We start from the raw sequence: 24,597 nt of genomic DNA on the forward strand, positions 1-24,597 counted from the left end.
GACGGGCGAGGGCGCAGCGGCAAATGGCGGAATCTCCGGCGCGGAGAACTGGGGGTTTCGGTTGCTGACTACGGTGTGAGGTCGTGACTACAGGGGATATCGCTCGGATGCGGGGAGGCGACGACACCGCGCATTTTCGGCTCACGGTGGTGGATCAGGCGCTGCGGTTGTTCGCCGAGAAGGGGTACGAGGCGACGACGGTCGATGAGATCGCCGAGGCGGCGGGGATCTCGCGGCGCACGTTCTTCCGGCAGTTCCGGTCCAAGGAGGACGTGATCTTCGCCGATCACGAGTCTCAGCTGGCGCAGGCCGAGCAGTTCCTATCCGCGTCGCGCGAGGACCCGTGGGAGGCGGTGTGCGTGGCGGTGGTGCAGGTGTTCGAGCGCTTCACGCAGTGGCGGGAGATCGCGGCGCGGCGGTATCAGGTGGTGCGCCGGGTGCCCGCGCTGCGGGAGCGCGAGATCGTCACGGTGTTCCGTTACGAACGGTTGTTCACCGACTACCTGCGCGAGCGGCTGCCCGATGTCCCCGATCTGGCGCGGGTGCAGTTCGCCGCCGCCGTGACGGCGACGCACAACTACCTGCTGCGGCGGATGGTGCGCGGCGAGTCGGACGCGGGCGCCGCCGACCTGCGGTTGGAGCTGGCCGCGATCCCGCGTGGCGCGGGGCGTGCCGTGAACCCCGACGAGTTGGTCGTCGCCGTGTTCCCGCGCGACGGCGTGCCCAGGCAGATTGCGGAGCTGCTGGTCCGCAAGCTCGGCACCCTGTGACGTGGCCATGAGTGCGACCAATCTGACACCGAGTGCCACGTTATCTTCCCATGTGACACGCGTCCATGTGGGTATACTCGACTCATATATGGCACTGAGTGCCGACGCGTTGCTTTCTCGGCGGAAAGCGGCGATCACCACCGACGACCAGGAGTGAAGCCCGATGGCGGGAAACCCCGATTTCGACCTGTTCAAGCTCGAGGACTTCCACGATGAGCTGCGCGCCGCGATCCGCGCTCTCGCCGAGAAGGAGATCGCTCCGCACGCCAAGGACGTCGACGGCAACTCCCGCTTCCCGGAGGAGGCGCTGACCGCGCTGAACGCCTCCGGCTTCAACGCCGTGCACGTGCCGGAGGCCTACGGCGGCCAGGGGGCCGACTCGGTGGCCACCTGCATCGTGATCGAGGAGGTCGCGCGCGTCTGCGGTTCGTCCTCGTTGATCCCCGCGGTCAACAAACTCGGCACCATGGGCCTGATCCTGAACGGCTCCGAGGAGCTGAAGCACAAGGTGCTGCCGGACATCGTCAACGGCGAGATGGCCTCCTACGCGCTGTCCGAGCGCGAGGCGGGCTCCGACGCGGCAGGCATGCGCACCCGGGCCAAGCGGGAGGGTGACGACTGGATCATCAACGGCTCCAAGTGCTGGATCACCAACGGCGGCAAGTCCTCCTGGTACACCGTGATGGCGGTGACCGACGCGGAGAAGGGCGCCAACGGCATCTCGGCCTTCCTGGTGCACAAGGACGACGAGGGCTTCGTGGTCGGCCCGCTGGAGCACAAGCTGGGCATCAAGGGCTCGCCCACCGCCGAGCTGTACTTCGAGAACTGCCGGGTGCCGGGTGACCGCATCGTCGGCGAGCCGGGCACCGGCTTCAAGACCGCGCTGCAGACCCTCGACCACACCCGCCCCACCATCGGCGCGCAGGCCGTCGGCCTGGCCCAGGGCGCGCTGGACGCGGCCATCGCCTACACCAAGGACCGCAAGCAGTTCGGCAAGTCGATCGCCGACTTCCAGAACACCCAGTTCATGCTCGCCGACATGGCGATGAAGATCGAGGCCGCCCGCCTCATGGTCTACACCTCGGCCGCACGTGCCGAGCGCGGCGAGCAGAACCTCGGCTTCATCTCCGCCGCCGCCAAGTGCTTCGCCTCCGACGTCGCCATGGAGGTCACCACGAACGCCGTCCAGCTCTTCGGCGGCGCGGGCTACACCACAGACTTCCCGGTGGAGCGCATGATGCGTGACGCGAAGATCACCCAGATCTACGAGGGCACCAACCAGATCCAGCGCCTGGTGATGTCGCGCGCGCTGCTGAAGTGATGTTTCCGTAGATCACGTGACGTTCGGGCGGTCCTGGAACGCACCTCAGGCCCTCGTCAGGCCGTCGGTGCCCAGGCCGCCCGAATATCCGCCGATCGCCCGCCCCGCCCGTGTGCGGCTCGACGGCGCCAAACGGGTGCGTGCCTGCGTCGAGCCGGGACCCTCGATCACTACTCGCATAGTCCACGGCCAGGTCGGAACACCAACCGGTCTCCACGCGTGCTGCCTCGTCGTCGAAACGAGTGACAGTGATGCTGCTGCCGAGAGACTGTTTCGCGTGGCCGGACTTCAGCCGACTTCGGCGAAGAACCGCCGGATGTCGCCGACGAGCAGTTCGGGTGCCTCATGCGCGGCGAAGTGGCCCGCGGCATCGTTCGGACCGCCGATCACCGAGCCCGCGTCGTAGGAGTTCCAGCTGACGATATTGCTGTGGTCACGCTCGGCGAACCGGCGGATCGACTGGAAATCGCCCTTGAACATGGCGAGGGCGATGGGGGTCGTGGTCGAGCCGGTCGGGCGGTCGGTGCTGTGCGCCTCCTCGTAGTAGTACCGGATCGAGGAGCCCGCGGTGCCGGTCAGCCAGTAGAGGGCGACGTTGCCGATGACGAAATCGGCGTCCAGACTCTCACCGAAAAGCTGTGCGTTCCAACCCAGCAGGCCGATCGGCGAATCGCAGAGCGCGTAGGCCAGCGTCTGCGGCTGCTGGCTGCACAGGATGTTGAAGGCCATCTTGTTGTCCTGGAACCACTTCAGGTGTTCGAGTGCCGCCAGATCCTCCGGCGAGAGGCCGACGAACTCGGCCGGATCGCCGGACGGGAACGAAAACAGCTGTGTCACATGGACACCCACTACCCGCTCCGGCGCCAGGCGACCGATCTCCGGGGAGACCATCGAGCCGCCGTCGTTGCCGATCGCACCGAAGCGCTGGTAGCCGAGCCGATCCATCAGCTCGATCCAGGCCTTGGCGACGCGCCGCATGGTCCAGCCGGTGCTGTGCGTCGGGCCGGAGAAGCCCATGCCGGGCAGCGCCGGAATCACGAGGTGGAAGGCGGGATGCTCAGCGGACTCCGGCGCGGTCAGCGACTCGATGACGTCGAGGAACTCGAGCACCGAGCCGGGCCAGCCGTGGGTCAGGACCACTGGCAGCGCGTCCGCGCGCGATGACCGGATGTGCAGGAAGTAGATGTTCTCGCCATCGATCTCACTGGTGAACTGCGGGTAGGCGTTCAGCTTCGCCTCCAGCGCCCGCCAGTCGAAGGTCTCCAGCCAGTACTGAGCCAGGCCGCGCACCCGATCCTGGGGGACTCCATAGGAATCCCCCACGCCGGGCAGTTCGCTCGGCCACAGGGAGCGGCGCAGACGCTCGGCCAGATCATCGAGCTTGGTCTGCGGAATGTCGACCTGGAAGGGCTTGATGGCGCTCATAGCGATCTCCTTTGGAATGGAATGCTTCGTTCTGTTTGAACTTTACAGAACGGATCATTCCGTTTCAACTCCTCGTGTCGGGCTGCCGACCCGCGCGACGTCTCGCGGGCGGTGATGTCGGGGGTGTCAGGGGTGCAAATACAGCCGTTCGCACGGCAGTCTCGGGTAGCCGTCGGTGTCGTCTGTGGATACTTCGACTGCGTCGTGCCAGTGGCGGGCGCGCCACTCCTGAACGAACAGGCACGCGGCCGTGACGCAGGCGACGAAGTCCAGGCGGACGCCGTGCCAGAACACCGACAGGTGAACATCCGGCTCGGAGGGGATGGGGGATGATGCCGCGCGATCAGACATATGCCGCCCATCGCCGGCGTCGCGCGAGCTTGTCGGCCACGCAGCCACGGATCGCCGCGACGACTACCCGGCCGGAGGGGCGAAATGCCGTGTCGGGCCGCGTTATCCACGCGCGGAACTGGGTGCCTCGATCGGTGGGGCTCGGCAAGGCGATCGTCCCGCCGTAGCGGATGATGGACACGTTCAAGCGGAACATCTCGGCGAACAGCGGCACGTCGTCCGGCAGGTCCGGCCGGATGATGAACGTCCACCGATTCGATCGTGGATGCGACAGGATCGGTCCCAGCTCGTGGCCGTGATACTGCATCCGCGCCTTAACGTGCTGTCCCAGCACGGCGGGCATGGTTATGGCCCAGACCATTCCGGTTCGGACGATGATCCGGCCGATCTGGGGAGGGTCGACCGTCGCGGGGAGGCCGCACACCTGTCGGTAGTAGTGGCAGCGAGACAACGGCGTGTCTCCAAACGCTATGTGGCGCAACGAGACCTCTGCTTCATCGAAGGGTTCATGGGCGCGCCCGAACTCCAACAGCTCTTGAACGAAACCACGAAGGGCGGCGAACGGGGTTGTGAGGTCTACGTTTTCGCAGCCCCCCTCAGGCGCTGCCTCAGAGAACCACTGGACTAGCCTGATGGAATACGTAAAGATGAAATCTCATCAGCTCCACCAGCATGTTTTTCATCCTGCATTGAGAATTGGCCCGGAGATGAGAAGCCTGGGCCGCCTGAGTAGACAGGAACGCGGCATGGCCGAAAGTGGTGGCTCGACCCTCCCTCGCCGTCAGCTCGGTAGGCACCTGCGGAACGGACGCGAAGCGGCGGGATTAACTCTGGCCGATGTGGGCGAACGGATGCAGTGGAGCGTCAGCACCGTTCAGCGGATGGAGGTCGGCAAGACCGAGCGGATCCGCACAGTCGACGTCGAGGCGCTGTGCAAGATCTATGACTTCACCGAGGAGTACACGAACGCTTTGGTCGGGCTGGCGAAGCAGGCCAGCGTGAAGTCCTGGTGGCATGAGTTCGGCGACCTGATCCCGGAGAATTTCGACGTCTTCGTGGACCTGGAAGCCACCGCACGGTCGCTGACCTGGTATGAACCGGGACTAATCCCAGGTATCTTCCAGACCCCCGCATACGCGAGTGGACTGATTCGCGCCGTATATCCGCACGACACACCCCTGGAACATGAGCGTCGGGTACACCTCCGGCGCAAGCGTCAAGCGTTGATCACACGTAAGACGAAGCCCGTAACCGTGAACGCCATCCTTCGAGAGTCGGCGCTACGAGGGATCGTTGGCGACGATCGCGTCATGTCCGCCCAACTCCGGCATCTGGTAGATCTCATGGGTTTGCCCAACGTCACGATCCGGGTGCTCCCCTTCTCGGCCGGCTTCCCGATGGGCGTCGCTGTCGGTCCGTTCGTGATCTTGAAGTCCGGGGGCGACGGCAAGCGACAGCCGAAGGAGCCTACAGTTGTCTACGTCGAGAGCTTCACGGGCGATTTGTACCTGGAGAAGTTCAGCGCTGTGAACCGGTATGTCGATGCCTACCAGCGGTTCGAGCGCGCGGCGCTGGACCCGGATCAGAGCAAAAACCTGCTCCGGCAGATGGCAAGGGAGTATGCACCGTGAAAACCGACCTTTCGGGGGCGAAGTGGTTCAAGAGCAGCCGTAGCGGGGGAGACAAGGCATGCGTTGAGGTCGCTTTCCTCGCGGGAGGTCACATCGGCGTGCGAGACTCGAAGAATCCGTCCGGCCCGGCACTGGTGTTCACGCCCGGCGAGTGGGACGCCTTCACCGCTGAAGTAGCGGCGCGGAAGTTCCAGCGTTCTTGAGCGCTGAGGAGCCCGCCACGGAGTGCCCGCTCCGAGCACGTCGAGCTTTCGTGGTGGGATCCACGGTGCACAGGCGAGAGGTGTTGCACGGTCGTGGATGACGCTGCCCCGCTGGCAAAGCTGGCGCCCCACCCGGTAGCTCCGCGAGTGGCACATGACTGCGGCGAAACGCGAGTAGACCTCTCGCTGGTGCGCCACTCCCGGGCGTGCGTCGTGGGGGTGGTTAGTTCACCAAGTCGGCGTATTCGCGGTGTTCGGCGATGTACTTCTCCACGTACCAGCAGGTGGGGATGACCGAGAATCCGGACTTGCGGGAGTCGTCGAGGGCGTATTCGACGACCTGGGCGGCTACTCCGCGGCCCCGGAACTCCGGGAAGGTCATGGTGTGGTGGAAGTCGCGGACCTTGGGGTCTTCGCGTTCGGCGTAGTCGGCGTACCCGGCGAGGGTGTCGTCGATGTAGATCTCGAAACGGGTATCGGCGACGTTGTGTTCGAGCCTGGTCGTCATGTCGGTGTAGAACTCCTTGTCGGCTGGGAATGTTCCGCCGCGGCGGTCACAGGATCGCGCCGGGATTGAGGATGCCGTCCGGGTCGAGGGCGTCCTTGATGCGCCGGGTCAGGGCCATCACGTCGGGGCCGAGCTGATCGGGCAGCCATGCCTTCTTCAATCGGCCGACGCCGTGTTCACCGGTGATGGTGCCGCCGAGGGCGATGGCCAGGTCCATGATCTCGCCGAAGGCGCGATGCGCCCGCGCGGTGAGATCCGCGTCGGAGGGGTCGTGCACGATCAACGGGTGGGTGTTGCCGTCGCCCGCGTGCGCGATCACCGACACCGTCACCGCGTTGCGTTCGGCGATCTCGGCGACGCCGCTCACCAGGTCGCCGAGCCGGGGCAGCGGCACGCCGACATCCTCGAGCAGCAGCGGGCCGAGCTTCTCCACGGCGGGAATCGCCAGACGCCGGGCGGCCGCGAACGCCTCGCCCTCGGCGGGGTCCTCGGTGTGGAAAACCTCGGTGGCGCCTGCTTTCTCGCAGGCCGCCGCCATGATCTCGGCCTCGCGCCGGGCGAATTCGCCGGGTGCGTCGGAGCGCGCGACCAGTAGCGCGGCCGCCTGCCGGTCCAATCCCATCCGCAGCTCGTCCTCCACGGCGTTGATCGACACCGAGTCCATGAACTCGAGCATCGAGGGCCGCAGTTCGCCGGTGATTGTCAGGATCGCCTCGGTGGCGGCGGTGAGCGTGGGGAAGCTCGCGACGACCGTGCTCTGCGGCGGTTGCGCGGGCAGCAGTCGCAGGGTCAGTTCCGTGATCACGCCGAGCGTGCCCTCGCTGCCGACGAACAGCTTGGTCAGCGACAGTCCGGCCGAGTCCTTCAATCGCGGACCGCCCAGCCGCACGACGGTGCCGTCGGCGAGCGCGACCTGCATCCCGAGCACGTAATCGGTTGTCACGCCGTATTTCACACAGCACAGTCCGCCCGCGTTCGTCGCCGCGTTACCGCCGATCGAGCAGATCTCGAACGACGACGGGTCGGGCGGATACCACAGGCCGTGCTCCGCGACCGCGCGCTTGACCTCGGCGTTGAGCAGGCCCGGCTGCACCACGGCGGTCCGGGTGACCGGGTCGACGGTGATATCCCGCATCCGCTCGGTGGTGAGCACGATCGCTCCGTCGACCGCCGTGGCGCCCCCGGACAGCCCGGATCCTGCTCCGCGCGGGATCACCGGGACACGATGCGCGGTGGCCCATCGCAGCGTGGCGGCCACGTCGTCGGTGCTGGTCGCCCGCACCACGGCGAGGGCGGTCCCGGCGTCCGGATCCCGCGCCCAGTCCTGGCGGTAGCTCGCCAGCAGGTCGGCGTCGGTGAGCACCGTGCCGTCGGGGAGGGCGGCGATCAAGTCATGCAGGTCCACAACTTCACGCTAGCTCCCCGTGCCCGTGATTTGCTGATCGGCCGACCCGTGCGCGTGTGGCGCGCGAAAGCCCCGGAATGTGATGTCACCCGCCACAGTGGTATTACCGCTGACGGGAGACCAGAATGCCCACAGGGGCTTAGTGTTCGGGGCATCGAGTTCTCCCGGCGCCGCCGTGTCGTGGCGCAGGCCGACCATGCGGTTCGCCGCGTACCACTTGGAGGGATGGAACGGATGCAGGGCGAACAACCCAGTCGCCGGGAACTGGTCGCCGCGATGTTCTCCAGCGAGTTCGTCGAGGGCGGCATCGACCCGGACGTGCTGCGCCGTGTGCACGCGGGCGAGCACGAGGAGTGGCTGACCGCGCTGGACCGCTCCGGTGTCTTCGGCAAGGAGGCCCTCGCCGAGCTCGCCGACCTCTGGCGCCGCGAGCCCCGCGAGTTGCTGGAGGCGCTGCTGGCGGACGCGGACGATGTCGCGCGGCGGCGGTGCCTGGCGGCCTGGGCCGGCTTGGACCAGGCCCAGGACGGTCCCGGCCGGGCGCAGATCAGCTGATCCACCGGGCGGTCGCCGCCTGCTCATCTGCCGGACATCTGCCGCTGGCAGCCTGGTCGCGTGCACGAGCCGTCCGAGACCGCCGAAACGATCGCCGACCGGTTCACCCGCTGGTGCGAGGCGGTCGTGCGGCGGCTGCCGTTGGGGTTGGACCGTCTCGTCCCGCCGACCTTCCTGGGCTTCGCGCTGATCAACAGCGGCACCTTCGCCGTCGACTTGGCGCTGCTCACCGTCTTGCACGGCTCGTTCGATCTGCCGGTGTGGTTGTCGGTGACCGTGGCGTATGTGTGCGCGTTCGGACTCGCCTTCGTGCTGAACCGTACGTTCAACTTCCATTCCCACGCGCCGGTCGGCAGGCAGGCCACGGTGTACGTGGGGGTGGTCGTGGTCAACTACCTCGCGTTCATCCTCGGCGTCGGCGGCGGACTGACCGCGCTGGGGCTGGAGTACCACCTGTCCCGGGTCCTGGCGGGCGCGTGCGAAGCCGTCTACATGTACAGCGCGATGCGCTGGGTGGTCTTCCGCCGGGCTGCCGAGCCGGAACCCGAACTCGCGTCGGACGCGAGGTGAAGACGACGCTCACGACACCGCCGGAGCGATGAGCACCTCGGTGCGCGCGCCGTCGACGACGATCGCGTCCTCGTCGGTCAGTGCCCAGTGCTCGACGCCTTCGGCGCGGTAGCGGGCGGCGAGCCGACTGCACTCACCGTCGGGATCGGTGGCCGAATCGATGTGCGGCACGATCCGGCGGTCGACCAATCCCAATCCGTCCCATCGGGGTTCGATGCCGCACGCCGGGGCGACCTCGCCGGGATCGTCCACCGACTCCAGGCCGTGCAGGTCCGGTGTCATCACACAGGCCCCGGCGCTGTAACCGGCGTAGACGAGCGCGTCAGAGGCGAGCAGCCGCAGAAGCGCTCGGTCCGCGCCGCTGCGGGCGAATTGGGCGCGCAGCACGAAGGTGTTGCCGCCGCGCACCCACACCAGCGGGAATTCGGCCAACTTCCGTTCCAGCTCGGCTTCCCGACCGGCGTACTCGCGCAGGTCGAGCACCTCGGGCCGGTAGCCGAGCTTGCGCAGCGGCGCCATGTCACTGGTCACCGCGCCCGCCCACGCCTGCGGCCAGGCGTCGCAGGCGTTCGGAATCAGCGCCACCCGGCCGGGTGGGCCCGCGAGCGCGGCGAGCCGGTCGTAGTGCGCCCCGAAGCGATAGCTGGACAGGAACAGCCGCATCGCGGATCAGATGGTGAAGGCCAGGTGGCGCACGATGCGTCGCCCGAGTTCGGCATCGCCCTGGACGGTGATCTCGTCCAGGTGCTTCTCGGCGGTCGTCCGACCGCCGCCGAGCCGCACGAAAAGCCTCGAGTCCAGGCCGATCTCGACCGTGGCGGGTTCGTCGAACGCGTCCACGTAGCGCGCCCGGCCCGCCACCTCGATGTGCAAGGTCCTGGCCAGGGGGCCGGTCAGCGCGAAGGTGATCCGCGCGCCGTCCGGCGCCTCGCCCTTCTTCGCCACCACGCGCGGGATGCTACGCGCGAACTCCGCGAACGCGAGTTCCCCGCGTGGCCCGCCCTCTTCCACCGGCACGCCGAGCGCGTCGGCGATGTCGAGTTCGTGCATCCAACAGTCGAACAACCGCACCCGCATGAACCTGCCGTAGGTGACCTGCCCGATCGGCGAGACGGTCTCCCTCTCCCACTCGGCGTCGCCCATGGCCGCGAGCGCGGCGCGTCTGCGCGCGACGACGTCGCGATAGAACTCGAGCAGCCGGGCGCCGGACAGCGGGCGCAACCGGTCCACCCAGATCTCGTTGAGCACCGCGGTCTCGTTGCGCACGTAGGGAAGCGTGCGCACATCGGTCTTCGCGGTGGTGGGGTCGTGGGCGGGCGGGCGGTCACCCAGTAGCCAGGACTCGGTGCCGACCATGTGGGCGAGGACGTCGAACACGGTCCAGCCGGGCAGCGACGAGGGGGTGCGCCAGCGGTCCTCGTCCAGCGGAGCGACCAGTGCGTCGATCGCGTCCCATTGCCGTGCCAGCAGGTCGATCAGCGTGGCCCGATCGAACGTCTCGGTCATCCGTCGATTTCCTTGTCCGGGCGTTCGCCCTCGTTGTCCAATGCGGCGATGCCGTCCCGGATGGCCGCGGCGGTGGTCACCGGATCGTGCGGGCGCCGCAGCAGGAATCCCGTGGCGAACCGTAGCTTGTCGCCGTGCCTGCGCGGGATCACGTGCAGGTGGACGTGCGGCACGGTCTGGAACGCGGCGGTTCCGTCGTTGAGTACCAGGTTGGCGCCGTCGGCGGCGAGGCTGCTGCGCCGGACGGCCAGTGCGAGCCGGTGCCCGGTCCGGAAGATCCGCGCGCCGAGTTCGGCGTCGAGGTCCTCCAACTCTGCGGCGTGCCGCTTCGGTATGACCAGCGTGTGCCCGCGGGCGACCGGCCGGATGTCGAGGAACGCGCAGAGCGCGTCGTCCTCGTACACCTTCGCCGCCGGCGCCTCGCCTGCCACGATGCGACAGAAGACGCAGTCGTTCACACGCTGGACCATACGGCGTACGAGCCGAGCGGAACACCCCCGGAGCGTCGTTCGGCAGGACGCGCACGTCCGCTCACCGGGACGCCGGGCCTCCGATCAGGCCCGCACCTCGAGGTTGGTAACAGACTTTTACGTACGGTCTTGCCGTGTTCACCTGCGGCGACCACGATCACAGAGCGAGAAGGAAAATGGGTGGACCACGGCTTCGATGGAAGACGGCTCGCTCCGTGGCGACCGGGGAACCCCCGGCGCACCGGCGCGAATCGCCCGGCGTGTGTGACGGGCATCTCAGCTAGGCTCACGGCGGGCCAGGTACAGTTGCGAGGATTTGGGCGAACTTACTCGACGGTAACATCGTCCGGTCGTCTACCCGTTGCCTGAAGCTCGGTAAGAGAAGGAAGTCTGACAAGTGGAGACAACGCAGAGCGTAGGCGATCCATCGCCGCGCGGCGCGCGTGTCGGTGTCGTTCGCGAATCGAACGCGGGCGAGCGACGTGTCGCATTGGTGCCGAAGATCATCCCCAGCCTGGTGAAGCAGGGCGTGGAGGTCGTCGTCGAGTCCGGGGCCGGACAGGGCGCGCTCATTCCCGACGAAGCGTATGTGGAGGCGGGCGCGACGATCGGTGATCCGTGGTCGGCGGATGTGGTGGTGAAGGTCGCCCCGCCCAGTGACGACGAGGTGGGCAAGCTGTCGTCCGGGCAGACGCTGATCGGTTTCCTCGCGCCGCGCAACGCCGACAATCAGATCGGCGCGCTGAAGTCGGCGGGGGTGCAAGCGTTCGCGGTGGAGGCGATTCCGCGGATCTCGCGCGCGCAGGTGATGGACGCGTTGTCCTCGCAGGCGAATGTGGCGGGATACAAGGCGGTGTTGCTGGCGGCGTCGGAGTCGACGCGGTTCTTCCCGATGTTGACCACCGCCGCAGGCACGGTGAAGCCCGCGACCGTGCTGGTACTGGGTGTGGGCGTGGCGGGTTTGCAGGCGCTGGCGACCGCGAAGCGCCTCGGTGGTCGGACCACCGGGTACGACGTGCGGCCGGAGGTCGCCGATCAGGTGCGGTCGGTGGGTGCGCAGTGGCTGGATCTGGGGATCGACGCCGCTGGTGAGGGCGGATACGCCCGCGAGCTCACCGACGAGGAGAAGGCCGAGCAGCAGCGGGCTTTGGAGGACGCGATCAAGGGCTTCGACGTGGTGATCACCACCGCGCTGGTGCCGGGGCGTCCCGCGCCGCGCTTGGTGACGGCCGCGGCGGTCGAGGGCATGAAGCCCGGCAGCGTGATCGTCGATCTTGCCGGTGAGACCGGCGGCAACTGCGAGTTGACCGAGCCCGGACAGACGGTCGTCAAGCACGAGGTGACGATCGCCTCGCCGTTGAACCTGCCCGCCACCATGCCCGAGCACGCCTCGGAGCTGTACTCGAAGAACATCGCGGCGCTGCTGGAGCTGATGCTGGTCGACGGCAAGCTCGCGCCCGACTTCAGCGACCAGGTGCTGGCGGATTCCTGCGTCACCCGTGCCGCGGCCGACTCGGCGGACGCGACCGAATCGGCGGAGTCGGCGCAGGTGAACGACGCGACCGAGGCGAAGGTGGAGAACTGATGTATACCGAATTGCTGGCGAATATCGCGATCCTGGTGCTGTCCGGGTTCGTCGGTTTCGCGGTGATCTCCAAGGTCCCGAACACGCTGCACACGCCGTTGATGTCGGGCACCAATGCCATTCACGGCATCGTGGTGCTGGGCGCGCTGGTCACGCTGGGTAATGTGCAGGACCCGTCGATCCTGACGCAGATCATCCTGTTCGTCGCCGTGGTGTTCGGAACCCTGAACGTGATCGGTGGTTTCGTGGTGACCGACCGGATGTTGGGGATGTTCAAGGGCAAAAAAGCACCGGCCGCGGCTGGGAACTCGGCGAAGGCGGGTGAGTGATGCACACCTTCGACAACGTCACCTATCTGGTGAACGGTCTCTACATTATCGCCTTCGGCATGTTCATCTACGGTTTGATGGGCTTGACCGGCCCGAAGACCGCGGTGCGCGGCAACTTGATCGCCGCGGTGGGCATGGCGCTGGCGGTGGTCGCGACGCTGATCTCGATCCGGCACACCGACAACTGGATTCTCATCGTCGCCGGTCTGGTGGTCGGTGTCGTGCTGGGTGTGCCGCCCGCGAAGTACACCAAGATGACCGCGATGCCGCAGCTGGTGGCCGCGTTCAACGGTGTCGGCGGTGGCACGGTCGCGCTGATCGCGTGGTCGGAATTCATCAACTCCCAGGGTTTCTCGCACTTCGACGAGGAACCGACCGTGCACATCGTGATCGGGTCGCTGTTCGCGGCGATCATCGGTTCGGTGTCGTTCTGGGGTTCGCTGATCGCGTTCGGGAAGCTGCAGGAGATCCTGCCCGGCCGCCCGATCGGGATCGGCAAATTGCAGCAACCGTTGAACCTGCTGCTGCTGCTCGGCGCGGTCGCCGCGGCGGTGGTGATCGGCGTCGGCGCCACCGGTGCGGGGGTGTCGCAGCTGTGGATGATCGCGGTGCTGGTGGCAGCCGGTGTGCTCGGGTTGATGGTGGTGCTGCCGATCGGCGGCGCGGACATGCCGGTGGTCATCTCGCTGCTCAACGCCCTGACCGGATTGTCGGCCGCCGCGGCGGGTCTGGCGTTGAACAACACCGCGATGATCGTCGCGGGCATGATCGTCGGCGCGTCCGGCACCATCCTGACCAACCTGATGGCCAAGGCGATGAACCGGTCGATCCCGGCGATCGTCGCGGGCGGCTTCGGCGGCGGCGGGACCGCGCCCGGCGCCGCGGGTGGTGAGCAGAAGCAGGCCAAGGCCACTTCCGCCGCGGACGCCGCGATCCAGATGGCGTACGCGAACCAGGTGATCGTGGTGCCCGGTTACGGCATGGCGGTGGCGCAGGCGCAGCACGCGGTCAAGGAGATGGCTTCGCTGCTGGAGGCCAAGGGGGTGGAGGTCAAATACGCCATCCATCCGGTCGCCGGTCGTATGCCCGGTCACATGAACGTGCTGCTGGCCGAGGCCGAGGTGTCCTATGACGCGCTCAAGGAAATGGACGACATCAACGGCGAATTCAATCGCACCGATGTCGCCTTGGTGATCGGCGCCAACGACGTCACCAACCCCGCCGCCCGCGAGGACGCCTCCAGCCCGATCTACGGCATGCCCGTGCTCAACGTCGACCAGGCCAAGAGCGTCATCGTGCTCAAGCGGTCGATGAACAGTGGTTTCGCCGGGATCGACAACCCGCTGTTCTACGCCGACCACACCTCCATGCTGTTCGGCGACGCCAAGAAGTCCGTCGGAGCGGTCACCGAGGAACTGAAGGCGCTGTAGGCCGGAGGTTCCCGCGAAGCGCCCCTTCACCTTCGGTGGAGGGGCGCTTTCGTAATTCGATGGACATCGCGGCAGGCCCCCCGGATCATTCTCCGGGTGTCCGCACGTCATGAGCCTCTTCGGTTGATCGGTCCCGGGGAGCCCTCGGCCGATCCCGCCGAGCGGCTGCCGTGGACCGTCGTAGTCGATTCCACGTACTCGATCCGCGACGCGATCGATGCCCTCGCGCTCGGTCCGTTCCTGCGCGGCGATCAGCCGTGCGCGCGCACCGCGCATCTGGAGCGGGTGCGGCCGGAAGCGCCGCTGCGTCCCGGCCGTGGCCGCGTGGTGCGCACGGTGCGCGACAACGACAGCGGAGCGACGCTGGTGGTGGGTCCCGGCTGGTCGCTGCGGTCGGTGCGCTGGTCGGGCGGTTCGGCGATGGTCGAGGTCACCGCCGTCAGCGAGAGGCTCGCGGACGAGCTGCTCGCCGAGGCCATCCGGGACGCGGCGGCGCCGCCGGAGGTGGGCGACACCGTGGAGATGGGCTTCTGGCACATGCACACCCAGGGCCCGCAGCGGCGTGCTCGCTCGATCTCGGCGCCCGAGTGGTCGTCGATCCGGGGTAACTACACGGGCGAGGTCGCCACCGCGATGGATCGCCTGATGTCGCTCACCGCCGCCGACGTCCGCGGCCGCCTGGTGCTGCTGCACGGACCTCCCGGTACGGGAAAGACAACGGCGCTGCGCGCACTGGCGCGTGCCTGGGGCGCCTGGTGCCAATTCGATTGCGTGCTCGATCCCGAGGTGATGTTCGGCAAGCCCGGCTACCTGATGGACGTGGCCGCGGGCGTCGACAATGCCGACGAGGGCGCGCCCCGCTGGCGGATGCTGGTCCTGGAGGACTGCGACGAGCTGATCCGTGGCGAAGCCAAGGAGGCGGCCGGGCAGGGACTCTCGCGGCTGTTGAATCTGACCGACGGCATGCTCGGCCAGGGCCGGGACGTGCTCGTCGCCATCACCACCAACGAGGACCTCTCGCGCCTGCACCCGGCGGTGACGCGGCCGGGCCGGTGCCTGGCGCGGATCGAGATCGGGCGGCTGTCCGGCGTGGAGGCGGCGGCCTGGCTGGACCGGGAGCAGCGGTGCGAGGCAGGCGCTTATCCGGACGGCGCCACCTTGGCCGAGCTCGTGGCGGTGCGCGACGGCGAGGCCAGGATCGATGCCGTCGCGCGGGATGCGGTCAATCCGGGACTGTATCTGTGAGAACCGGCGTGCGCCATCTGTGAGAACCGGCGTGCGCCGAAGCCGTTGCGGCGGTTCACCGGTCCGGCGGGGTTCGCGGTGATCGGCTAGATTCCATGGGTTCGCCCGTCGCCTGTGCGCACGGAACCACGCGAGACCCGGGGAGGGGATCCATGACAACACCACCGAACCATCCGCAGCCAGGGCAGCCCGGCTATCCACCACCTGGCCAGCCCGGCTATCCGCAGCAACCGCCTGCCGGTGCGCCGCAGGGCTTTCCAGGGCAGCAGGGCTATCCCGGTCAGCCGCAGCCTCAGCCCGGCTACCCCGGCCAGCCGGGCTATCCGCCGCAGGGAGGTTTCCCGCAGCAGCCGGGCTACCCCGGTGGGGGTTTCCCGCCGCCGGGACCGCCACCCCAGCAGAATCGGAGCGGCGGTGGCGGAGTGGGCAAGATCCTCGCCGTGCTGGGTGTTGTCGTGGTGATCGGCCTGCTGGTCATCGGCGGTCGCACCGTGTTCCGTTCGGACGGCGAGAAGATCGATATCGGTCAGTGCGCGAAGCTGTCGGGTACCACCGTCAAAGCGGAGTTCGAAACCAAGGAATGCTCCGATGCCGAAGCCAATTACGTGGTGGCGCAACGGCTCGACGGCGCGAACGCGGACTGCGCCACCAAGGATTACGCCAGCTACTACCAGACCGGCAGCAACGAATACACGCTGTGCCTGCGGCTGAACGTCAAGGAAGGCGACTGCATCGACGGCGGTTTCCTCGGCGCCAGCACCAAGGTGGCCTGTGGGTCGACGGCGGACTTCAAGATCGGCCGGATCGTGCGCGGCACCGCGGACAAATCCGCGTGCGGGGCGAAGGCGACCGAGAACGACACGATCGTCTACCCCAAGCCCGAGCCGATCACCCTGTGCCTGGTGCCGCCCAAGTAGTGCGCGGCTAGCCCGGAACGTTGACGAGCGTCGGCGCGCGGTTCGCAATCCCGCCGCCGATCCGCGCTGTCACGCGAGTATCGGCGTGCACTCCAGGATTCCGGCACTGGCCCGGGCGCTGAGCCCGGACGAATCCGCCGCCGTCCTCGAGGGCTATGGGCGCGACCATCCGCGGGCATACCGGAGTCTCGGCCGGATAGTCGAGGAAGCCACGGGTGCGGGCATCTAAGAGGTGCCGATGGTCGAGCTGACGATGGATCGTTGATCCGGTCAGCCGGCCCGCGGTGTGGCGACGACGCTCGCGTACCGGGAGCAGAGCAGGATCGCGATCATCGGCACGACCATCGCCGTGGTCAGCGACATCACGGCGGTGAGCCAGCCGATGACCGTGGGACCGGCGAGCAGTCCGAGATAGCCGATGCTGAATACCCGCGACATGTCGGTAGCGGCCCTGGCGGAGCCGAGATTCCCTGCCGCGGTGAAGATCTGCGGAATACCGCCGGCGAGTCCGAGCCCGGCCATGGTCCAGCCGAGCAGTGTCAGCGGAATCCACGGCGAGACGACGATCACCGCCAGGCCGGCGGCCGCGATGAGCGAGCCGTAGCGCACCACCGCGACCCGGCCGAAGGCGTGGCTGACCCGGTCGGCGCCGAAACGCCCGATCGTCATCGTGGTGGAGAAGGCTCCGAAGGCGAGCGCCGCGGTGGCCGCGTCCGCGTTCAGATGCTCGTGCAGCTGCAAGGCGCTCCAGTCGGCGGCCACCCCTTCGGCCAGCAGCAGCGCGAAGGCGATCGCGGCCAGTGCGAATACCTTTCGGCCGCGATCACGGGCGTCGAGGGGCGTCGACATGTGATCGCGCGTCATCCGGTCCTGGCGGGGCTGATCCGGCGACCGCTCGGCGTCGGAGCCGATCGGCATGACGTCGTGCTGGGACGACGTGGTCTCGTACGATGTCGCGCCGTGGTCCGGCGACGTCTCGTCGAGGTCGGTCGCGTGCACGGACGCGACGCCGTGGAGCGTCGCCGCTTGCGCACCCGCCTCGGTTTCGCGCAGCAACCGCGGCACCAGGGTGAGGGTCAGCGCGACGCAGCTCGCCGCGGCGAGGACCAGCGTCACCCGGATATCCCAGCCCGCCCGGAGCGTGGCGGCTCCGAGCAGTGAACCGAGCAGGCCGCCGCCGGAGAACAGCGCGTGGAAAGCGGCCATGATCGGACGCCGGTAGGCCCGTTCCACCAGCACCGCTTGGGTATTCATCGACACGTCCAGCGCGCCGTTGCCGAAACCGAAACAGGCCAGGGCGAGTGCCAAGGTGAACGGTCCGGTGGCGAGGCCGGGGCCGACCACCGCCACCGACGCGATGCACGCTGCTGTGCCGACCAGCGTCCTGCTGCCGAACCGATCGGCGAGCGGACCCGCCAGCCGCATTCCGGCGATGCCCGCACCGGACATCAGCAGGATGAACATGCCCAGCATGGATTTGGAGACGCCCGTGCGGTCGGTGATGACCGGGATGTGCACCACCCACATGGCGAGCAGGAAGCCGTTCAACGCGAAGACCGTGAACACCGCGGCGCGCGCGACGCGGATCGGGCGATCGACCGTCGGGCTCAACACCATTTCGACGGTACCGACGGATCCTCCGATCGGGCCAGCCCCGCCCGCGGCGGCGGTCCAGGGCGCCGTTGACCTGGTCGTGCGACCGTGCGTGACGCTCGGCTCTGCGCGTCACGTCCGCGAGCGGGTCTGTTTATGTTTTCAACGTCTCGAGAGGCCGGGACATTCCGGATTTCCGCTGACGGCTTTCTCCGCCACCGCGCGGGCACGTCGCCGCAGCAGAGACGGATCTTGGCTCGACAGCGCATAATCATGCGCAATCGTCTACTCTGGGCACGTGGATGCGCTCGCAAGTCTGCTCGAAGGCCCCCGCGCCCGCGGCGCGTTCCTGATGTGTTCGCTGCTGAATCCGCCGTGGTCGCTGCGCATCCAGGACGAGGCCCCGCTGACCGTGTTGTCGATGATCCGCGGCGACGCGTGGATCGTCACCGACGAGGGCGAGCCGCGGCAGCTGGGCGCGGGCGACGTCGCGATCTTCCGCGGGCCCGCCCCGTACACGGTGGCCGACGACCCGGCGACCGAACCGCAGATCGTCATCCATCCCGGTCAGGTGACGAAGACGCCGCAGGGTGAGATCCTCTGCGAGACACTCAGCCTGGGTGTTCGGCAGTGGGGGACCGACCCCGACGGGGCGACCCTGATGGTCACCGGAACCTACGAGTCCGCGGGCGCGGCGGGCCAGCGCCTGCTGCGCGCGCTCCCGTCGGTGCTGGTGTTGCGGCGCGGTGAGTTCGACAGCCGGGTGCTCGACATCCTGGTCGACGAGGTGACCAAGGACGAGCCCGCGCAGAGCGCGGTGCTGGACCGCCTGCTCGACCTGGTGCTGATCGCCGCGCTGCGCGCCTGGTTCGCCCGCAACGACGCGCCCGCCTGGTACCACGCCTACGGTGACCCGCTGGTCGGCAAGGCCCTGCGCCTGCTCCAGCACAATCCGGCGCACGGCTGGACGGTCGCGGGCCTGGCCGAGGCGGTGGGTGTGTCGCGGGCCGCGCTGGCGCGCCGGTTCACCGATCTGGTGGGCGAGCCGCCGATGGCCTTCCTCACCGAATGGCGGCTGGCACTGGCCGCCGACCTGCTCCAGGAGTCGGACGCCACCATCGAGGCCATCGCACGTCAGGTCGGGTACGGCAGCGCCTTCGCGCTGAGCACCGCGTTCAAACGGCACTTCGGCGTCTCTCCGCGTGACCACCGGCACAGCCGTGTGCGGTCAGGCCCGGAGGAGGGAGCGCGCGTAGCCACGTAGGGCCCCGCACGCGGCGCGATGGATCCAGCCGTGTGCGGTCAGGCCCGGAGGAGGGAGCGCGCGTAGCCACGTAGGGCCCCGCACGCGGCGCGATGGATACCCCATCGTCACCCTGAGCTATCGTCGGCCGGGTGACGCAGCAGTATCCGGTGCTCTGGCCGGTGCCGACCCGGTGGGCCGACAACGACCACTACGGGCACGTGAACAACGTGACCTATTACTCGTACTTCGACACCGCGGTCAACGCGTGGTTGATGCACGCCACCGGAACCGACATCCGCGAACTGCCCGCGCTCGGCGTGGTGGCGCAGACCTCCTGCTCGTACCAAGGCTCGATCAGCTTCCCGGACCAGTTACAGGTCGGCTTGCGCGTCTCCCGGCTCGGCCGCTCCAGCATCACCTACGATCTGGCCATCTTCCGGGAGGCCGACGGCGGGCTGGAACTGTCCGCCACCGGTGTCTTCGTGCACGTCTACGTGGATGCCGAGACCCGCAAACCGGTCGAGATCCCGGAGGTCATCCGCACCGCCGCGACGGCGCTCGTCACCGACTGAGCGCCGGGTCACGCCCGGCCGAGCAGGGTGAGCGGGTCCTCCAGGAATCCCGCGGTGGTGGCCAGGAAGCGGGCCGCCTGCTCGCCGTCGATCATGCGATGGTCGAAGCCGACGCCGAGGGTGGTCACCCACCTGACCGCGATCTCGTCGCGTACGACCCATGGCCGCTTGCGGATCGAACCGAGACACAGGATCGCGGACTCGCCCGGGTTGACCAGCGGGATGCCGGTGTCCACGCCGAAGACGCCGATGTTGGTGATGGTGAACGTGCCGCTGCGCAGTTCGGCGGTCGTCGCGCCGCCCGCGCGTGCGGTCTCGGCCAGCCAGGCGATCTCGCGGGCCAGGTCGCGCAGGCTCAGTGTGTGCGCCTCTTTGATGTTCGGGACCAGCAGGCCGCGCTCGGTGGCCACCGCGATGCCCAGGTTGACGTAGTGCTTGGTGACGATCTCCCCATCGGCCTCGTCCCAGCAGACGTTCATGCCGGGAAAGTCCGCGAGCGCGGCCAGTGCCGCCTTGGCGACCAGCGCCAGCGGCGTCAAGGTCAGGCCGGCGAAGGATTTCGTGCTGCGCAGATGATCGAGGAGTTCCATCGAGGCGGTGCAGTCGACGGTGACGAACGCGGCGGCCTGCGGAATGGTGCGCGCGCTGTTCGACATCGCCGTCGCGGTGCGCTTGCGAATGCCGCTGATCGGAGTGCGTTCCTCGCGCACGGACGGGCGGACCGCCTCGCTGTCCGCGCCGGGCACGGGGGCCGGAGCGGCCGGATGGGGCTGTGAGACGGGCACCGCGCCGCGCACGTCCTCGACGGTGACCGCGCCGCCCGGCCCGGAGCCCGCGATGAACCACAGATCCAAGCCGAGTTCGCGCGCCAGCTTTCGCGCGGCGGGTGTCGCTGCCGCGTTACCAGGTCGGCGCGGCTCGGTGTCCGCCTCGCCGGTCGGTGGAACGCTGCGCGAGGGCGGCCCGACGGGACGCCGCCGCGACGTCGCCTCCGCTTCGGGGCCGTAGCCGACCAGGACGGAAGTGCGGCCCATGTCGCTCGCCGCGTCGTCCGCTCCGGCTGCCCGCACGCGAATGAGCGGCGCGCCGACCGCGACGGTGTCGCCCGGCCGCGCCAGCAATTCGACCACCCGGCCGGCGAACGGCGACGGCAACGAGACGACCGCCTTGGCCGTCTCCACGTCGGCGATCGGCTGGTTCAACTCGACGATGTCGCCCACGGCCACCGCCCACGACACCAGTTCGGCGTCGGCCAGGCCTTCCCCGAGATCCGGCAGTCGGAACTCCAGCAGGGACGACGGAAGGTCTTGGCGGGCAGGGTTTTCCACGCGGCACCTCTCACTACGGCGTACCCTGCCTCAGGCGGCGAGGGAGCGGTCGACCGCGTCGAGAATGCGGTCGGGATCGGGCAGATGGTGCTTCTCGAGCTTAGCCGGGGGGTAGGGGATGTCGAATCCGCCCACGCGCAGCACGGGCGCTTCCAGGTGGTAGAAGCAGCGTTCGGTGATCCGCGCGGCGATCTCGGCGCCGAGCCCCGCGAATACCGGCGCCTCGTGCGTGACGATCAGCCGCCCTGTCTTGGCGACCGACTCCTCGATGGTGTCGAAGTCGATCGGCGACAGGCTGCGTAGGTCGATCACCTCGAGCGAGTGGCCCTCTCGCGCGGCGATTCCCGCGGCCGCCAGCGCGGTGGCCACGGTCCCGCCGTAGGCGACGACGGTAGCGTCCGATCCCGTGGCGCACACGCGCGCGCGATCCAGCGGCAGGCCGCCGTCGCGGTCGAGCGCGGCGAAGTCGACGTCGGCCTTGTCCCAGTACCTGCGCTTGGGCTCGAAGAAGATGACCGGATCGTCCAGCGCGATCGCCCGGCGGATCATCGCGTACGCGTCGGCCGGGTTGCTCGGGGTCACCACGCGCAACCCGGCGGTATGCGCGAAATAGGCCTCGGGTGATTCGGAGTGGTGCTCCACCGAACCGATGCCGCCGCCGAACGGGATGCGAATCGTCAAGGGGGCGTGCACTTTTCCCTGGGTCCGATAGTTGATCTTGGCGACGTGCGAGACGATCTGGTCGAAGGCGGGATAGACGAAACCGTCGAACTGGATCTCGCACACCGGCCGGTATCCGCGCAGCGCCATGCCGAAAGCCGTTCCGATGATGCCGGATTCGGCCAGCGGCGTATCGATGACGCGGTTGTCGCCGAAGTCCTTCTGCAACGTATCGGTCACCCGGAACACCCCGCCGAGGCGGCCGATGTCCTCGCCCATCAGCAGGACCTTCGGATCGTCCTCCAGCGCGCGGCGCAGGCCGGTGTTGAGCGCGGCGGCGAAGGTGGTGATCATCGCGGGACTCCTTCTCCTCGTGCGGAGGCCCCGCCGGGATCGCCGGCCAGGTACTCCGTGTACGCCCTCCGCTGTTCGGTGATCAGCGGATGCGGGGTGGTGTAGACGTGCTCGAACAGCTCGCTCGGCGCGGGATCGGGTGTGTCGATGGTCGCGGCGCGCACCGCTCGGGCCACCGCGTCCGACCGCTCGGCGACCCGGCTCGCGAACGCGTCGTCCCAGTGGCCCTCGCGCTCGAGCAGCCTGCGCATCCGGTCGATCGGATCGCGCCGCGCCCACTGCTCGGTCTCGGCGGCCGAGCGGTACCGGGTGGGATCGTCCGCCGTGGTGTGCGGACCCATCCGGTAGGTGAGCGCCTCGATGAACGACGGGCCGCCGCCGGAGCGCGCCCTGGCCACCGCCTGCCTGGTGACGGCGAGTACGGCGAGCACGTCGTTGCCGTCGACCTGCCTGCCCGGCATGCCGTAGCCGTAGGCGCGGCGGGCGATCGGCGTCGCGCTCTGCACCCGCACCGGGGCACTGATCGCCCACTGGTTGTTCTGGCAGAAGAACACGACGGGGGCGCTCCAGGTCGCGGCGAACCCGAGCGCTTCGGCCAGATCGCCCTGGCTGCTGGCGCCGTCGCCGAAGTAGGCGATGGTGGCTATCTCGGCGCCGTCCAGGTGCGCCGCGAACGCGTAACCGGTCGCGTGCAGACCCTGGGAGCCGACCACGATATTGGGGTTGGTCATGTTCACCGCGTGCGGATCCCAGCAATGGTGGGCTACGCCGCGCCACAGGCGGGTGAGATCGGTGGGCGGCACGCCTCGGCAGTAGGCCACCGCCGTCTCCCGATAGCTGGAGAAGACGTAGTCGTCGGGACGCAGCGCGTGCGCGGAGCCGACCTGGGCCGCCTCCTGTCCGAGCATGGGCGCCCACAGGCCGAGCTGGCCTTGGCGTTGCAGCGTGGTGGCCTCGACGTCGATCCGCCGGGCGACCACCATGTCCTCGTACAGCGCCCGCGACTCGTCGGGCCCGACGTCGGCGACGAGCGCCGCGTGCTCGCGATCGAGGACGCGGCGACCGTCCGGCTGCACCAACTGCACCGGAAACTCGGGCTTGCCCGGCATGGTGTTCGCCTCCTCACCAGGTGGTCGCCACATCGGTGATGTGTCCTACCTCACAGCATCCCCCCGAATGCGAACTGCGCAAGTGGCCGACCGGTCGATGAGCAGAATGCTCAATTGTGATCGGCGGCCTGATGTCATACTGCGTGGTATGACCAGAGAAAACGCCGGCGTGAGCCTGGACGCCACCGACGCCAGGCTGTTACTGGAACTGGTCACCAACCCCCGGGCGACGGGCGTGGAGCTGGCCGCGCGGCTCGGCCTGTCCCGCAACACCGTGCAGGCCCGGTTGTCCCGCTGGGAGGCCGGGGGCGTGCTGGGCAGCTTCGAGCGGCGCGTCGAGCCGCGCGCGCTCGGCTATCCGCTGGCGGCGTTCGTCGCGGTCGTCGTCGACCAGCACCGCCTCGACTCCGTGGTGGACGAACTCGCCGAGGTGCCCGAGGTGACCGAGGTGTGCGGCATGACCGGGCTCACCGACCTCACAGTGCGGGTGGTCGCCAGGGACGCCGACGACCTGTATCGCATCGCCGGGCAGATCCTCAAGATTCCCGGCGTCGAGCGGACCAACATGGCGCTGGTGATGCGCGAACTGGTGGGCCCGCGCACCGCTCCGCTGCTGGACCGCCTGGCGAATTCGAGCTGAGGCCTCGGCACGAGGTGGTCGGCGGATTCCCGGCAGAGCCGCGGTGACGCCCCGCTAGGGTGCGGGAATGGAGATTTCGGGCAAAGTTGCCATTGTCACGGGGGCGGGCGCGGGGATCGGGGCGGCTTTGGCCGCCCGGCTCGTCGCCGCCGGTGCGCGCGTGGTGCTCGCCGACCTCGACGAGGCGAGTGCGGTGCGGGTCGCGGAGTCTCTCGGGGCCGGTGCGGTCGCGGTCGGCGGGGATGTGGCGGATGAGGCGGTGATCCGCACTCTGATCGATCGCGCCGAAGCGGAGTTCGGCCCGGTCGACGTATATTTCGCGAACGCGGGCATCGGCGGAGGTGCGGGGCTGGACAGCACCGACCGGCAGTGGGCGGCGGCGCTGGAGGTCAACGTCATGGCCCACGTGCGCGCCGCCCGGCTGCTGGTGCCCGGATGGCTGGCGCGGGGCGGCGGCTACTTCGTCGCCACCGCGTCGGCGGCGGGTCTGCTCACCCAGCTCGGATCCGCGCCCTACGCGGTGTCCAAGCACGCGGCCGTCGGTTTCGCGGAATGGCTTTCGGTCACCTACGGCGACCGCGGGGTCCGGGTGAGCTGCGTGTGCCCGATGGGCGTGGACACGCGGCTGCTGCACGGCGGTCTCGTTCCGCCGGAGCACGCCGCCGAGGCGGAACTCGCGGTGAAGGCCGTCACCAGCGCGGGGGCGGTGCTGTCCCCGGAGGAGGTCGCCGAGATCGTGCTCGCCGGGGTGGCCGACGAGCGCTTCCTGATCCTCCCGCATCCCGAGGTGCTGAAGATGTACCGCCACAAGGGTTCCGACTACGATCGCTGGCTCGACGGAATGCGCCGCTTCCAGGCCGCCCTGACCGAGTAG

At 68.5% G+C, this 24,597-nt stretch carries 26 protein-coding genes; 15 read left to right on the forward strand and 11 right to left on the reverse strand.

Annotated elements, in window-relative coordinates:
- Window positions 1-107 precede the first annotated feature (107 nt).
- Entirely contained in the window at window positions 108-770 is a 663-nt protein-coding gene (locus ACZ6DL_RS31820; protein ID WP_466056772.1) for a TetR family transcriptional regulator, read from the forward strand.
- 163 nt (window positions 771-933) lie between these two features.
- Complete coding sequence (locus ACZ6DL_RS31825) at window positions 934-2,091, forward strand: acyl-CoA dehydrogenase (protein WP_396987833.1); 1,158 nt, start codon at window positions 934-936, stop codon at window positions 2,089-2,091.
- A 288-nt stretch (window positions 2,092-2,379) separates the two neighbouring features.
- Here ACZ6DL_RS31825 and ACZ6DL_RS31830 read toward each other — a convergent pair whose 3' ends face one another.
- Together ACZ6DL_RS31830 and ACZ6DL_RS31835 are read right to left on the reverse strand one after the other, a co-directional pair.
- Window positions 2,380-3,516 carry an epoxide hydrolase family protein gene (locus ACZ6DL_RS31830; protein WP_466056659.1) on the reverse strand — a complete coding sequence of 379 codons (1,137 nt, stop codon included), beginning with the start codon at window positions 3,514-3,516 and terminating at the stop codon, window positions 2,380-2,382.
- A gap of 343 nt (window positions 3,517-3,859) precedes the next feature.
- Window positions 3,860-4,396, reverse strand: coding sequence for a DNA-directed RNA polymerase subunit beta (locus ACZ6DL_RS31835; RefSeq protein ID WP_466056661.1), 537 nt, complete (start codon window positions 4,394-4,396; stop codon window positions 3,860-3,862).
- 118 nt (window positions 4,397-4,514) lie between these two features.
- On the opposite strand from ACZ6DL_RS31835, the gene ACZ6DL_RS31840 reads away from it, so the two are divergent.
- Window positions 4,515-5,498: a helix-turn-helix domain-containing protein gene (locus ACZ6DL_RS31840; RefSeq protein WP_466056663.1), complete on the forward strand. Its 984-nt coding sequence runs from the start codon at window positions 4,515-4,517 to the stop codon at window positions 5,496-5,498.
- Window positions 5,495-5,701 (forward strand): DUF397 domain-containing protein, encoded by a 207-nt coding sequence (locus ACZ6DL_RS31845; RefSeq protein ID WP_466056665.1) that lies wholly within the window; start codon window positions 5,495-5,497, stop codon window positions 5,699-5,701. The genes ACZ6DL_RS31840 and ACZ6DL_RS31845 overlap by 4 nt, the downstream gene beginning before the upstream one ends.
- Before the next feature lie 223 nt (window positions 5,702-5,924).
- On the opposite strand, the gene ACZ6DL_RS31850 is transcribed toward ACZ6DL_RS31845, so the two are convergent.
- Window positions 5,925-6,209, reverse strand: a complete 285-nt coding sequence (locus tag ACZ6DL_RS31850; protein WP_466056666.1) for a GNAT family N-acetyltransferase — start codon at window positions 6,207-6,209, stop codon at window positions 5,925-5,927.
- 46 nt (window positions 6,210-6,255) lie between these two features.
- On the reverse strand, window positions 6,256-7,614 hold the full coding sequence (locus ACZ6DL_RS31855) for an FAD-binding oxidoreductase (protein WP_466056668.1): 1,359 nt from the start codon (window positions 7,612-7,614) through the stop codon (window positions 6,256-6,258).
- A gap of 225 nt (window positions 7,615-7,839) precedes the next feature.
- Between ACZ6DL_RS31855 and ACZ6DL_RS31860 the strand changes: the two genes are divergently transcribed.
- Window positions 7,840-8,169, forward strand: a complete 330-nt coding sequence (locus tag ACZ6DL_RS31860) for a hypothetical protein (protein WP_063051742.1) — start codon at window positions 7,840-7,842, stop codon at window positions 8,167-8,169.
- 60 nt (window positions 8,170-8,229) lie between these two features.
- Window positions 8,230-8,739 carry a GtrA family protein gene (locus ACZ6DL_RS31865; RefSeq protein ID WP_466056670.1) on the forward strand — a complete coding sequence of 170 codons (510 nt, stop codon included), beginning with the start codon at window positions 8,230-8,232 and terminating at the stop codon, window positions 8,737-8,739.
- Between the two features lie 9 nt (window positions 8,740-8,748).
- Here ACZ6DL_RS31865 and ACZ6DL_RS31870 read toward each other — a convergent pair whose 3' ends face one another.
- From ACZ6DL_RS31870 to ACZ6DL_RS31880, 3 genes are read right to left on the reverse strand one after another with little or no spacing between them, the layout of a single operon-like run.
- Window positions 8,749-9,402, reverse strand: a complete 654-nt coding sequence (locus tag ACZ6DL_RS31870; protein WP_466056671.1) for a Type 1 glutamine amidotransferase-like domain-containing protein — start codon at window positions 9,400-9,402, stop codon at window positions 8,749-8,751.
- Window positions 9,403-9,408: 6 nt separating this feature from the next.
- Window positions 9,409-10,245, reverse strand: a complete 837-nt coding sequence (locus tag ACZ6DL_RS31875; RefSeq protein ID WP_466056672.1) for a maleylpyruvate isomerase family mycothiol-dependent enzyme — start codon at window positions 10,243-10,245, stop codon at window positions 9,409-9,411.
- The gene (locus tag ACZ6DL_RS31880) at window positions 10,242-10,703 is read right to left on the reverse strand and encodes an HIT family protein (protein WP_466056673.1); all 462 of its coding nucleotides are present in this window, start codon (window positions 10,701-10,703) and stop codon (window positions 10,242-10,244) included. Before ACZ6DL_RS31880 ends, ACZ6DL_RS31875 begins: the two co-directional genes overlap by 4 nt.
- Before the next feature lie 409 nt (window positions 10,704-11,112).
- On the opposite strand from ACZ6DL_RS31880, the gene ACZ6DL_RS31885 reads away from it, so the two are divergent.
- From ACZ6DL_RS31885 to ACZ6DL_RS31905, 5 genes are all read left to right on the forward strand, one after another.
- Complete coding sequence (locus tag ACZ6DL_RS31885; RefSeq protein ID WP_466056675.1) at window positions 11,113-12,300, forward strand: Re/Si-specific NAD(P)(+) transhydrogenase subunit alpha; 1,188 nt, start codon at window positions 11,113-11,115, stop codon at window positions 12,298-12,300.
- Window positions 12,300-12,629 (forward strand): NAD(P) transhydrogenase subunit alpha part 2, encoded by a 330-nt coding sequence (locus ACZ6DL_RS31890; protein ID WP_357045070.1) that lies wholly within the window; start codon window positions 12,300-12,302, stop codon window positions 12,627-12,629. The genes ACZ6DL_RS31885 and ACZ6DL_RS31890 overlap by 1 nt, the downstream gene beginning before the upstream one ends.
- Window positions 12,629-14,059 (forward strand): NAD(P)(+) transhydrogenase (Re/Si-specific) subunit beta, encoded by a 1,431-nt coding sequence (locus ACZ6DL_RS31895; RefSeq protein ID WP_062971049.1) that lies wholly within the window; start codon window positions 12,629-12,631, stop codon window positions 14,057-14,059. The genes ACZ6DL_RS31890 and ACZ6DL_RS31895 overlap by 1 nt, the downstream gene beginning before the upstream one ends.
- Before the next feature lie 96 nt (window positions 14,060-14,155).
- Window positions 14,156-15,304 carry a DUF5925 domain-containing protein gene (locus ACZ6DL_RS31900; RefSeq protein WP_466056676.1) on the forward strand — a complete coding sequence of 383 codons (1,149 nt, stop codon included), beginning with the start codon at window positions 14,156-14,158 and terminating at the stop codon, window positions 15,302-15,304.
- A gap of 152 nt (window positions 15,305-15,456) precedes the next feature.
- The gene (locus ACZ6DL_RS31905) at window positions 15,457-16,221 is read left to right on the forward strand and encodes an LppU/SCO3897 family protein (RefSeq protein ID WP_174554914.1); all 765 of its coding nucleotides are present in this window, start codon (window positions 15,457-15,459) and stop codon (window positions 16,219-16,221) included.
- Between the two features lie 270 nt (window positions 16,222-16,491).
- Here ACZ6DL_RS31905 and ACZ6DL_RS31910 read toward each other — a convergent pair whose 3' ends face one another.
- Window positions 16,492-17,835, reverse strand: a complete 1,344-nt coding sequence (locus ACZ6DL_RS31910; protein ID WP_466056678.1) for an MFS transporter — start codon at window positions 17,833-17,835, stop codon at window positions 16,492-16,494.
- 277 nt (window positions 17,836-18,112) lie between these two features.
- Here ACZ6DL_RS31910 and ACZ6DL_RS31915 point away from each other — a divergent pair, with 277 nt between their 5' ends.
- A complete protein-coding gene (locus ACZ6DL_RS31915; protein WP_396987797.1) occupies window positions 18,113-19,078 on the forward strand; it encodes an AraC family transcriptional regulator in 966 nt (321 codons plus the stop codon).
- Between the two features lie 131 nt (window positions 19,079-19,209).
- The gene (locus ACZ6DL_RS31920; protein WP_466056680.1) at window positions 19,210-19,632 is read left to right on the forward strand and encodes an acyl-CoA thioesterase; all 423 of its coding nucleotides are present in this window, start codon (window positions 19,210-19,212) and stop codon (window positions 19,630-19,632) included.
- 8 nt (window positions 19,633-19,640) lie between these two features.
- Here the strand turns inward: ACZ6DL_RS31920 and ACZ6DL_RS31925 are convergent, their stop codons facing one another.
- Genes ACZ6DL_RS31925 through pdhA form a run of 3 tightly spaced genes read right to left on the reverse strand, consistent with a single transcriptional unit; the run spans window position 19,641 to window position 23,083 of the window.
- On the reverse strand, window positions 19,641-20,960 hold the full coding sequence (locus ACZ6DL_RS31925) for a dihydrolipoamide acetyltransferase family protein (RefSeq protein WP_466056682.1): 1,320 nt from the start codon (window positions 20,958-20,960) through the stop codon (window positions 19,641-19,643).
- Window positions 20,961-20,990: 30 nt separating this feature from the next.
- A complete protein-coding gene (locus ACZ6DL_RS31930; RefSeq protein WP_466056684.1) occupies window positions 20,991-21,974 on the reverse strand; it encodes an alpha-ketoacid dehydrogenase subunit beta in 984 nt (327 codons plus the stop codon).
- Complete coding sequence (pdhA, locus tag ACZ6DL_RS31935) at window positions 21,971-23,083, reverse strand: pyruvate dehydrogenase (acetyl-transferring) E1 component subunit alpha (RefSeq protein ID WP_466056774.1); 1,113 nt, start codon at window positions 23,081-23,083, stop codon at window positions 21,971-21,973. The genes ACZ6DL_RS31930 and pdhA overlap by 4 nt, the downstream gene beginning before the upstream one ends.
- Window positions 23,084-23,231: 148 nt before the next feature.
- Here pdhA and ACZ6DL_RS31940 point away from each other — a divergent pair, with 148 nt between their 5' ends.
- Window positions 23,232-23,723 (forward strand): Lrp/AsnC family transcriptional regulator, encoded by a 492-nt coding sequence (locus tag ACZ6DL_RS31940; RefSeq protein ID WP_466056686.1) that lies wholly within the window; start codon window positions 23,232-23,234, stop codon window positions 23,721-23,723.
- A 67-nt stretch (window positions 23,724-23,790) separates the two neighbouring features.
- A complete protein-coding gene (locus tag ACZ6DL_RS31945) occupies window positions 23,791-24,597 on the forward strand; it encodes an SDR family oxidoreductase (protein ID WP_466056687.1) in 807 nt (268 codons plus the stop codon).

It is taken from the genome of Nocardia sp. NPDC041819 (assembly GCF_055590505.1).